This window comes from Kitasatospora sp. NPDC056783, assembly GCF_042789895.1.
GTDB lineage: Bacteria > Actinomycetota > Actinomycetes > Streptomycetales > Streptomycetaceae > Kitasatospora.
In genome coordinates, this window is sequence record NZ_JBHUAF010000362.1 from 1 (window position 1) to 8,924 (window position 8,924).

The following is an 8,924-nucleotide window of genomic DNA, read 5'->3' on the forward strand; positions in this document are numbered from 1 at the left end:
ATGGCGTCGAGGGCGTCGGCGAGGCGGGTGAAGGTGGCGGCCTTCGTGACGCCCTTGATCTCGGCCTTGATGGGGAAGGGGAGTTCGACGCTCACGTCGGGTCTCCCGTTCCGATGAGCGCCCACATCGCCTTGCCGATGCCGCTCGCCCGGGGGCGGCAGCCCCAGTCGGAGGCGAGGCGGGAGACGAGGAGGAGTCCGCGCCCGGTCTCCTCGGACTCGGCGGCGGAACGCGGGGCGCGGGGACGGCTGCCGTCGGCGTCGTGCACCTCGATGCGCAGGGAGTCGGGGCGCAGGTCGAGCCGGACGAGGATGAGGCGGCCCGGCGGGGTCTTGGCGTGGAGCACGGAGTTGGCGACGAGTTCGCCGAGCACCAACTCGCCGCTGTCGAGGAACCGTTCGCCGCCGGGGCGACCGGCGAGGAAGGCGCGCAGCACCCGCCGGGCGACGCCGGCGGACTCGTGACGCTTGGGCAGCCACCACGAGCTCTCGCTCGCGGGGGTGGGCGGCTTCTCCGGCATTTCAGGCATGGCAGGGCCTCTCCAACTTCGGCTCGCAGCGAGCACGATGGCCCGAACACGGCATGGGAATGCCCGGGTGACCATCCGTCATGATAACCGTGTGCGAGCAGCGGACTACTGCCCGTAGTCTGCTCTCGCCTCTCAGTAGTCTGCAAGACTTCATTTTGGGGGACTCGAACGGCGAAACTCGTTTGGTTGACTTTCATTGCGGAGCGAGCACGCGGGTGCTTTCATTTCGAGCGCTGACGGTGCTTCATACTGGATGCGAGGAAGGGGAAGGCCATGCCAGAAGGGCGATCTGGATCGACGGTGCCGCGCAGGCAACTCGGGCGGTACCTGCGTGATCTGCGCAACCGGTCACGACTCACGGTGCGGGCGGCAGCGCGCCGGCTGGAGTGGTCGGAAGCGAAGATGTGGCGCATCGAGACAGGTCAAACATCCTTGCGGAGCCTCGATGTTGAGGCCATGTGCAAGGTCTACGGCGCACCCGCCGAACTGACCGAAGCTCTGATGGGGCTGGCGAAGGAGACCAAGGCCCGGGGCTGGTGGCACGCTTACGGGGACGTGATCCCCGAAGGATTCGACCTCTTCATCGGGCTGGAAGAGGCCGCTTCGAAAATCGCATGGTACGAGAGCGAGCTGGTTCCCGGCCTGTTGCAGACGGAGGACTACTCACGGGTAGTCATGCGAGCGCACAACCCTCACGACGACGATGAGGAGATCGAACGACGAGTTCACCTCCGATCGACTCGCCAGGTGCTTCTCACCAGGGTCACCGATCCGCCGGTCTTCGACGTCGTACTCAACGAGGCGGTGCTGCGACGCCCCATCGGTGGCGGCAACGTCATGGCTGGACAGCTCACCCACTTGTCGGAGATGGGCGAGCTTCCCAACGTCACCGTCAAAATCGTCCCGTTCAGCGCGGGGCTACATCTGGGAGTCATGTCGGGCCCGTTCGGGATTCTGCGCTTCCCGTTGAACGGCGACGGCTCCGAGACGGAGCCGTCGACCGTCTATGCGGACGGATTCACCGGCGACCTGTACCTGGACAAGCCCAACGAAGTGGAACGCTACGACGCCGCGTTCACGAACATCTGGGAGACGGCGCTCAGTGAGCAGGCGTCGAAGCAGCTGATCTCCGAAGTGGCAGGAAACTATGAACACGGTTGATCTGACAGGAGCGGTGTGGTTCAAGTCCACCCGCAGCAACGGACAGTCCGCGTGTGTTGAGGTCGCATTCCTCAACAGCGGCATCATCCCCGTCCGCGACTCCAAAGACCCCAGCGGGCCGGCGCTCACCTTCCCCACCGGCGCATGGACGGCCTTCATCACCGCCATCAAAACCGGCGAACTCCCCAACACCTGACCACCACTGCGCGAGAAGTCGGCCCGGCCGAGTCGATCGCTGCGGTCACCGCCATCGCAACGGAATCGTGGGTCTGAGATTAGGACAAGAGGGTGAGCACATGACCATGCCGACGATCTCCACCCGAGGCTGGCACAAGAGCAGCTACAGCGCACAGGCGAACGACTGCGTAGAGGCCGGTGCCGTTGTCCGTGCTGGAGGCATGGCCGTTCGGGACTCGAAGGACCCCCACGGCCCCGCTCTGGCTTTCCCCACCGACGCGTGGACGGCCTTCATCACCGCCATCAAAACCGGCGAACTCCCCAACACCTGACCAGCACTGCGCGAGAAGTCGGCCTGGTCGACTTCTCACGCGACCTGTCCGCACTCCACGAGCAGGCGCCGAAGCAGCCGATCTCCCAAGTGGCAGGAAACCATGAAAACGGTTGATCTGACAGGAGCGGTGTGGTTCAAGTCCACCCGCAGCAACGCGCAATCCGCCTGTGTTGAGGTCGCGTTCCTCAACAGCGGCATCATCCCCGTCCGCGACTCCAAAGACCCCAGCGGGCCGGCGCTCACCTTCCCCACCGGCGCATGGACGGCCTTCATCACCGCCATCAAAACCGGCGAACTCCCCAACCCCTGACCACCACTGCGCGAGAAGTCGACCCCACCGACTTCTCACGCAGCTCACACAGGAAGGTGCCGACGCCCTCGCCGGGACACGCGGACGATCATCAACAAGGCCGCCGGGCACCGGGCGCCCTGACCCCCGCAGGGCCGGGAGTGGGACGTCGGACCGGCCGGCTTCCTACTCCTCCTCGGCCGTGGCCGCCGGCTGGGCGTGGAGGACGTCGCGGGCCTGGTCGGCGGCGCGGACGATGCTCACGCTGATGTGGTCGAGGAAGCGGGCGATGTTCTCCAGGCGGACGGCGGCCGGGGTGCCGGGGCCGAGGACGGCGACGCCCTCGCGGGCGGCTTCGACGACCCGGTCGTTGGCGCGGGCGCTGGCGATGACGGACTGGTAGTAGAGCTCGCCGTCGACGATGTAGCGGTCGCGGCGGCGTTCGTCGCGTTCGCGGCGCACCAGGCTCTGGCTCTCCAGGAAGGCGATGGCCTTGGAGACGGAGGCGGGGCTGACCTGGAGGCGCTGGGCGAGTTCGGCGGCGGTGAGGCTGCCGTCGTCGGTGGTGGACAGGCAGGTGATCACCCGGGCTCCCATCCGGTTGAGGCCGGAGCCCATGAGGACGGCGGTGAGGCGTTCCTCGTAGGCGGCGACGGCCTCGCTGTCGCGTCCGTGGGGCTGCGGGCCGGGCCGGGCGCCGCCGGAGGGGGTGGCGGTGCGGCGGCGCTGGGCGCGGTGTTCGGTGGCGCGGTGGGCGAGGTCGGCGCGGTAGGCGAGGGGGCCGCCGTTGCGCAGGACCTCGCGGGTGACGGTGGAGGTGGGGCGTTCCAGGCGGCGGGCGATCTCGGCGTAGGGCAGGTTGTCGGCCAGGCCCAGCGCGATCTGGTGGCGTTCGTGCGGCGTGAGCCTGCCTCCCGGCATCGCGTCCTCCTCGGCGGTGGTGGTCGGGTGGTTCCCGGCCGTCGGGCCCACCCTAGCGTTCACCTTCCACCCATTGCAACGACCACACCACCGTTCGTTGCGTTGACGCGCAGGCCCGTTGCAACGATTTCCCACCATCTACCTGCCATAATGCCGCCATGATGCAACGAGTACGTTGTCAGGATCTTGAAAGCAACGTAGCGTTTCCGATATCGGAAACACCGATCGGCCACGGCACACAGGAGCGCCACCATGCGGACGTTCGACACCCCCGCCCCGATCACCGTCGTCCTGGACGTCCCCGGCGGGCGGGTGCGGCTCATCGCCGCCGACCGCACCGACACCACCGTCGAGGTCCGCCCCGCCGAGCCCGGCAGGAACCGCGACGTCCAGGCCGCCGAGCGCACCGCCCTGGCCTTCGCGGACGGTGTCCTGCGGATCACCACCACCGCGGCCGGGCACCAACTCCTCGGCCCCACCGGCTCCGTGGAGGTCACCGTCCACCTGCCGGCCGGCTCCGCCGTCAAGGGCACGGCGGCCGCCGCCCAACTGCGCTGCGCCGGACGCCTGGGCGGCGTCGCCTTCGACGGCGCGTGCGGCCGCACCGAGGTCGACGAGGCCGCGAGCCTGGAACTGACCGCCGTCGACGGCGACATCGAGGTCGGCCTCCTCACCGGCCCCGCCCGGATCGCCACCACCCGCGGCGACATCCGCGTCACCGAGGCCCGGCACGGAACCGTCGAGCTGGACACCCAGTCCGGGAGCATCACCGTCGGCGCCGCCGCCGGCGTCTCCGCCGCCCTCAGCGCCCGCACCGGCCACGGCCGCGTCAACAGCTCGCTGCGCAACGACGGCACCACCGCGCTCGACATCCGCGCCACCACCTCCCAGGGTGACATCACCGCCCGCAGCCTCTGACCCGGCGCAGCGCGCGCCGGCCGACAACACAGGGGGAAGACATGGCACACGACAGCGCACCCGCCACCCGTCCGAGCGCGTGGACCGGCATGGTGGCGGTCGACGACACCGCCCTGGCCGTCACCGACACCGGCGGCCCGGGGCTCGCGGTGGTCTACCTCAACGGGCAGTTCTCCACCCAGGGCTACTGGCGCCGGGTGCTGGCCGAACTCGGCCCGTCCCTGCGGCACGTCACCTACGACGAGCGGGCCCGCGGCCGCAGGTCGAAGCGTTCCGCGGACTACTCCTTCGAGGCCGCCGTGCGGGACGTCGACGCCGTCCTCGCCGCGCGCGGCGTGGAGCGGGCGCTGCTCGTCGGCTGGTCCTACGGGGCGTTCGTCGCCGCGCACTGGGCCTCGCGCAACCCGCTGCGCGCCGTCGGCGCGGTCCTGGTGGAGGGCGCCGAGCCGTACGACTGGCTCACCGAGGAGCTGGAGCGGCGCATCCGCCGGCAGTTCCGGCGGTGGTACCCGCTCATGGTGCTGCTGCGCCCCACCGGGCTGACCCCGCGGATGGGCCACCGGCAGATGTCGGAGTGCAACATCGAGCTGGGCCGGATCGGCGGCGCCCGCGCGCTGGGGCCGGTGCTGGACGCCATCGCCGTGCCGACCCGGTACGTGCTGGCCTCGGGGGCCTCGCTGGGCAGCAGGGGCGACGAGCAGGAGCTGATCCGGGCGGCGGTGCCGGCGGTGGCCGCGCGCAATCCGCACATCCGGCTCAGCGCGAAGGTCGCCAGCGACCACGACGCGATCCTGAGGAAGGACTTCCGTGCCGTCGCCGACGCGGTGCGCGAGGTCGCGGCCCTCGACCGGCCGGGCGGCGACGGGCACTGACGGCGCGGCCACCTCCCTCTGGGATCATGGACGCATGAACGGGGAACCGGATCCGCTGTCGGGCGCGTGGCCGCTCGCGCCGTCCGCCGCCGCCGACCGGCTGCGGGAGCTGTGCGGGGAGGGCCTGACCGGGTTCATGCCGCCGCCCCGCCCCGACGCGGCGTGGGTGCTCAACGCCATGTACGAGCACGAGGCGGGGCCGGGCGGGGTGTCGTACCACGAGGAGCGGCGGGCGGGCCTGGCGGACGGGAGCGTGGCGCCGGACGTCGTGGCGGGCATCGACCTCGACGCGGCGGGGCTCGTCGTCACGGGAGGCGTTCTGGGCCGCGCCGGGCACCCCGGGGCGGGCTGGCGGCGGCTGCGCTGGGCGGAACTCGCCGGGCGCGGCGGCGAGTCGGCCGTGCCCGAGGGGCTGCTGCCGTCCCGCCGCTGCTTCCCCTCCGTCAGGAAGGAGGGCAGCTGGCCGGTCGGCATCGTGCCGCCCGCCGAGGGCAGCCTGGACCGTGAGACGTGGGAGCGGCTGACGGGCCTGCTCCTGGCGCACAGCCCGGCGGGCGCCGGCACCCGCTGCCTGGCCTACTACAGTCCGCTGACGCTCGGCCGGGACGCCGACTACACCGCCGCGCACGTGCGGGCCGGGCGTCTGGGCGACGCCGGGCTCCTGTACGACAACCCGGAGACCCACTTCAGTCCGTCCAACCTCTGGGCCGAGGACCGCTCCTGGGTCCTGTGTACCGACTACGACCTGTGGGCCACCAAGGTCGCCGGGCCGCCCGCCCTGGTCGAGGCGCTGCTGGAGGACGCCGGGATCGAGGCGCTGCGGCTGCCCTGGGCGCCCTGAAGCCGCTCCCCCCGACGTCCTGGGCGCCCTGAAGCCACTCCCCCGACGTCCTGGGCGCCCTGAGGTCCGGATCGCCCCGGGGCGCGGGGGAAATGACGGTGCGTCCGGCGCGGTCGCTCGGCACACTGGGGCGATGATCGCCGACCACTGGCCCCTGCGGGGGCTGCGCGTGACCTCGCCCCGCCTGGAACTGCGCCTGCCCACCGAGGACGAACTCGCCGAGGTGGCCGACGTCGCCGCCCGCGGCGTCCACCCTCCCCGGGAGCGGCCCTTCCTGACGCCCTGGGGCGAACTGCCGCCCGCCGAACGCGCCCGGCACGTCGTGCAGTCGCACTGGGCGCGGCTGGGCCGCTGGACGGCGCAGGACTGGGCGCTGGACCTGGTCGCCTTCCACGAGGGGCGCCCGGTGGGCGTCCAGGACCTGCGCGCCCAGCAGTACGGGGTGCGGCGCGAGATCGTCTCCGGCTCGTGGCTCGGCCTGGAGCACCAGGGCAAGGGCCTGGGCACCGAGATGCGCGCCGCGATGCTCCACCTGGCCTTCGCGGAGCTGGGCACGCGGTCGGCGACCTCGCTGTCCTTCCGCGACAACCACTCCTCCCTCGCCGTCTCCCGCAGGCTCGGCTACCGTGACGACGGCATCTCCCGCGACGTCCTCGACGGCGAGGTCGTCGTCTCCCGGCGCCTGCGCCTGACCCCCGAGTCCTGGGCCGAGCACGCCCGCACCCCGGTCACCGTCACCGGCCTGAGCGACGCCTGCCGCACCCTCTTCGGCCTCGACACCTGACCGGCCCCCGGGGGCCTGGGCGGGGGAAGGCGGCGGGCCGCCTTCCCGTGCCCCGGGCGCCCCACCCCTCGACTCCCCATGGGACCCGCGCGGGAAGCCGGCCGGGCCGGCTGCCCGCTCCGTGGCGGCGGCGCCTCCGGGTCAGGCCCGCAGGGCCGCCGGGAGGGCGGTCAGGGTGTGCAGGACGCGGATGCCCGGGTCGGGTGGGGCGGGGTGGGCGGCGGCGCGGTCGAGCCAGAAGGGGTGGAGGCCGGCGCGGCGCGCGCCGAGGGCGTCGAGGGCGTAGTCGTCGCCGACGTGGGCGACGTGCTCGGGGGGCAGGCCGAGGCGGGCGCAGGCGGCCAGGAAGATGCCCGGGGCGGGTTTGGCCTCGCCGTGTTCGTCGGAGCAGACGATGGCGGTGTCGGGGAAGTGGTGCAGCAGGCCGGTGGCGTGGAGTTTGCGGCGCTGCTGGGCGGTGGAGGAGTTGGAGACGATGCCCAGGCGGTGGGTGGCGGCGAGGGCGGCGAGGACGGGCGCGGCGTCGGGGAAGGCCGCCTGGGCGGCGTCGCGGTGGGCGGTGTAGCCGGCGAACCAGGTGTCGGCGGCCTCGTCGGTCATGGCCGAGACGGTCATGCCCCCTTCGGTCGTGACCCCTTCGGCCATGCCCCCTTCGGCCACAGCCCCGCCGGTCACAGCCCCGCCGGACTCGCCGAGGCGGGCGAGGAAGCGGCGGGCGCGTTCGCGCTGCTGGCCGGTGAAGGTCAGTTCACCGGCCAGGAAGCGGGCGTACTGCTCGTCGGTGACCTCGCGCCACAGCGCCGCCGCCCGCGGGTCGGGGAAGCGGTGCAGCAGGCCGAGGTGGCGCAGGTGGGCGAGGATGCCGGCGCGTTCGGAGCCGGTGTAGTCGAAGAGGGTGTCGTCGACGTCGAAGAGCACGCCGCGGATGGGCATGGGGGGCCTTCCGTTGCCGGGTGGGGGGCTCCTCATGATCCCGCACGCGAGGGGTCAGGCGTCGAAGCGGATCTCGGGCCAGTGGGGTGAGGGCGCGTCGAGCAGGGTGGTGGGGATGGCGCGCAGGTGGAGGCCGAAGTAGGCGGTGAGGTAGGCGCGTTGGGCGGCGACGGCGCGGTGGGGGTCGCCGGTGCCCAGGAAGTGTTCGAGCTGGTCGGCGGGCCAGGCGAAGGCGGACTGGCCCTGGGGGACGAGCAGTTGCAGGTCGCAGTAGGACAGGTGGCCGGAGCGGGTGAGGGTCAGGCGCCGGCGCGGGCCGGTCAGGTGCGGCCACAGGGTGTCCCACATGGTGTCGCGGGCGGGGCTGTCCCAGCCGGAGGCCATCAGCAGCAGGGGGCGGGCCTGGTCGGCGGTGGCGCTGGTGCCGAACAGGGGGCCGTCCAGGACGGCGCCGGCGAGGATGCGGGAGTCGTCGTGGAGGGCCTGGGCGGTGGTGGCGCCGCCCATGGAGTGGCCGAACATGCCGACGGCGTCGAGGTCGAGGGCGTCGTCGAGGCCGGCGGGCAGGGGGCCGTGGTGGAGGCGGTCGAGGAGCAGGCGGGTGTCGGCGGCGCGGTAGGCGACGATCTCGGCGTCGGTCATGGCCTGGACGCGGGCCTTCTCGCGCGTTTCGAGGCGGTGGCCGGGGAATTCGACTTCTCCGGCGTCGAAGGTGTGGTCGAGGGCGGCGACGACGTGGCCGTGGGAGGCGAGTTCCTCGGCGAGGGCGGTGTTGAAGGAGCTGTCGGCGCCGGAGCCGTGGGAGTTGAGGACGACGGGGTGGCGGCGGGTGCGGTCGGCGGGGGCGCCGGGGCGGGCGTGGGTGGTGGGCCAGGTGAGGCGGGCGTCGGGGACGCCGAAGTAGGCGGCTTGCAGGTGGGCGGTCTCGGCGGGGCTCATCCAGGGCTCGCGGGGGCCGCCGGCGCCGGGGGCGGCGGGGTACCAGAGGCGGGCGCGCAGTTCGCGGGGGCGGGGTGTGGGGGCCCAGGCGTCGGTGCGGGCGGGGTCGCTCAGGAGGAGCTGGGCGGTGCCGACGGGGTGGTCTCCGGTGGGGGCGGGCAGTCTCAGGTGCGGCGGCCGGGCGGCGGGCGCGGGGGGAGCGTCGGGTGCGGGGGCGCACGTGGGG

12 protein-coding genes are annotated in these 8,924 nt (G+C 72.6%); 8 read left to right on the forward strand and 4 right to left on the reverse strand.

Annotated elements, in window-relative coordinates:
* Positions 1-91: 91 nt before the first annotated feature.
* Entirely contained in the window at positions 92-529 is a 438-nt protein-coding gene (locus ACFRMQ_RS33395) for an ATP-binding protein (RefSeq protein ID WP_380734504.1), read from the reverse strand.
* Positions 530-802: 273 nt separating this feature from the next.
* On the opposite strand from ACFRMQ_RS33395, the gene ACFRMQ_RS33400 reads away from it, so the two are divergent.
* The 4 genes from ACFRMQ_RS33400 (at position 803) to ACFRMQ_RS33415 (ending at position 2,511) form a co-directional block, all read left to right on the forward strand.
* On the forward strand, positions 803-1,690 hold the full coding sequence (locus tag ACFRMQ_RS33400; RefSeq protein WP_380734505.1) for a helix-turn-helix domain-containing protein: 888 nt from the start codon (positions 803-805) through the stop codon (positions 1,688-1,690).
* A complete protein-coding gene (locus tag ACFRMQ_RS33405; protein ID WP_380734506.1) occupies positions 1,677-1,886 on the forward strand; it encodes a DUF397 domain-containing protein in 210 nt (69 codons plus the stop codon). The genes ACFRMQ_RS33400 and ACFRMQ_RS33405 overlap by 14 nt, the downstream gene beginning before the upstream one ends.
* Before the next feature lie 100 nt (positions 1,887-1,986).
* Positions 1,987-2,199 (forward strand): DUF397 domain-containing protein, encoded by a 213-nt coding sequence (locus ACFRMQ_RS33410; RefSeq protein WP_380734507.1) that lies wholly within the window; start codon positions 1,987-1,989, stop codon positions 2,197-2,199.
* A 102-nt stretch (positions 2,200-2,301) separates the two neighbouring features.
* Positions 2,302-2,511, forward strand: coding sequence for a DUF397 domain-containing protein (locus tag ACFRMQ_RS33415; protein ID WP_380734508.1), 210 nt, complete (start codon positions 2,302-2,304; stop codon positions 2,509-2,511).
* Between the two features lie 165 nt (positions 2,512-2,676).
* Here the strand turns inward: ACFRMQ_RS33415 and ACFRMQ_RS33420 are convergent, their stop codons facing one another.
* Positions 2,677-3,411 carry a helix-turn-helix domain-containing protein gene (locus tag ACFRMQ_RS33420; RefSeq protein WP_380734517.1) on the reverse strand — a complete coding sequence of 245 codons (735 nt, stop codon included), beginning with the start codon at positions 3,409-3,411 and terminating at the stop codon, positions 2,677-2,679.
* A gap of 252 nt (positions 3,412-3,663) precedes the next feature.
* Here ACFRMQ_RS33420 and ACFRMQ_RS33425 point away from each other — a divergent pair, with 252 nt between their 5' ends.
* The 4 genes from ACFRMQ_RS33425 (at position 3,664) to ACFRMQ_RS33440 (ending at position 6,826) form a co-directional block, all read left to right on the forward strand.
* Positions 3,664-4,329 carry a DUF4097 family beta strand repeat-containing protein gene (locus ACFRMQ_RS33425; protein WP_380734510.1) on the forward strand — a complete coding sequence of 222 codons (666 nt, stop codon included), beginning with the start codon at positions 3,664-3,666 and terminating at the stop codon, positions 4,327-4,329.
* A 41-nt stretch (positions 4,330-4,370) separates the two neighbouring features.
* Complete coding sequence (locus ACFRMQ_RS33430) at positions 4,371-5,201, forward strand: alpha/beta fold hydrolase (protein ID WP_380734511.1); 831 nt, start codon at positions 4,371-4,373, stop codon at positions 5,199-5,201.
* Positions 5,202-5,235: 34 nt separating this feature from the next.
* On the forward strand, positions 5,236-6,042 hold the full coding sequence (locus ACFRMQ_RS33435; protein ID WP_380734512.1) for a hypothetical protein: 807 nt from the start codon (positions 5,236-5,238) through the stop codon (positions 6,040-6,042).
* A gap of 133 nt (positions 6,043-6,175) precedes the next feature.
* On the forward strand, positions 6,176-6,826 hold the full coding sequence (locus ACFRMQ_RS33440; protein WP_380734513.1) for a GNAT family N-acetyltransferase: 651 nt from the start codon (positions 6,176-6,178) through the stop codon (positions 6,824-6,826).
* Positions 6,827-6,967: 141 nt separating this feature from the next.
* Here ACFRMQ_RS33440 and ACFRMQ_RS33445 read toward each other — a convergent pair whose 3' ends face one another.
* Complete coding sequence (locus ACFRMQ_RS33445) at positions 6,968-7,759, reverse strand: HAD family hydrolase (RefSeq protein ID WP_380734515.1); 792 nt, start codon at positions 7,757-7,759, stop codon at positions 6,968-6,970.
* A gap of 54 nt (positions 7,760-7,813) precedes the next feature.
* A partial coding sequence (locus ACFRMQ_RS33450) for an alpha/beta hydrolase family protein (RefSeq protein ID WP_380734516.1) occupies positions 7,814-8,924 on the reverse strand: 1,111 nt, incomplete at its 5' end.

Bases quoted from the DNA above. Each gene is read 5' to 3' on its own strand.
- ACFRMQ_RS33430 (WP_380734511.1), top strand. From the start codon at position 4,371: ATGGCACACGACAGCGCACCCGCCACCCGTCCGAGCGCGTGGACCGGC.
- ACFRMQ_RS33445 (WP_380734515.1), bottom strand. From the start codon at position 7,759: ATGCCCATCCGCGGCGTGCTCTTCGACGTCGACGACACCCTCTTCGAC.
- ACFRMQ_RS33420 (WP_380734517.1), bottom strand. From the start codon at position 3,411: ATGCCGGGAGGCAGGCTCACGCCGCACGAACGCCACCAGATCGCGCTG.
- ACFRMQ_RS33435 (WP_380734512.1), top strand. From the start codon at position 5,236: ATGAACGGGGAACCGGATCCGCTGTCGGGCGCGTGGCCGCTCGCGCCG.
- ACFRMQ_RS33425 (WP_380734510.1), top strand. From the start codon at position 3,664: ATGCGGACGTTCGACACCCCCGCCCCGATCACCGTCGTCCTGGACGTC.
- ACFRMQ_RS33405 (WP_380734506.1), top strand. From the start codon at position 1,677: ATGAACACGGTTGATCTGACAGGAGCGGTGTGGTTCAAGTCCACCCGC.
- ACFRMQ_RS33415 (WP_380734508.1), top strand. From the start codon at position 2,302: ATGAAAACGGTTGATCTGACAGGAGCGGTGTGGTTCAAGTCCACCCGC.
- ACFRMQ_RS33410 (WP_380734507.1), top strand. From the start codon at position 1,987: ATGACCATGCCGACGATCTCCACCCGAGGCTGGCACAAGAGCAGCTAC.
- ACFRMQ_RS33400 (WP_380734505.1), top strand. From the start codon at position 803: ATGCCAGAAGGGCGATCTGGATCGACGGTGCCGCGCAGGCAACTCGGG.
- ACFRMQ_RS33440 (WP_380734513.1), top strand. From the start codon at position 6,176: ATGATCGCCGACCACTGGCCCCTGCGGGGGCTGCGCGTGACCTCGCCC.
- ACFRMQ_RS33395 (WP_380734504.1), bottom strand. From the start codon at position 529: ATGCCTGAAATGCCGGAGAAGCCGCCCACCCCCGCGAGCGAGAGCTCG.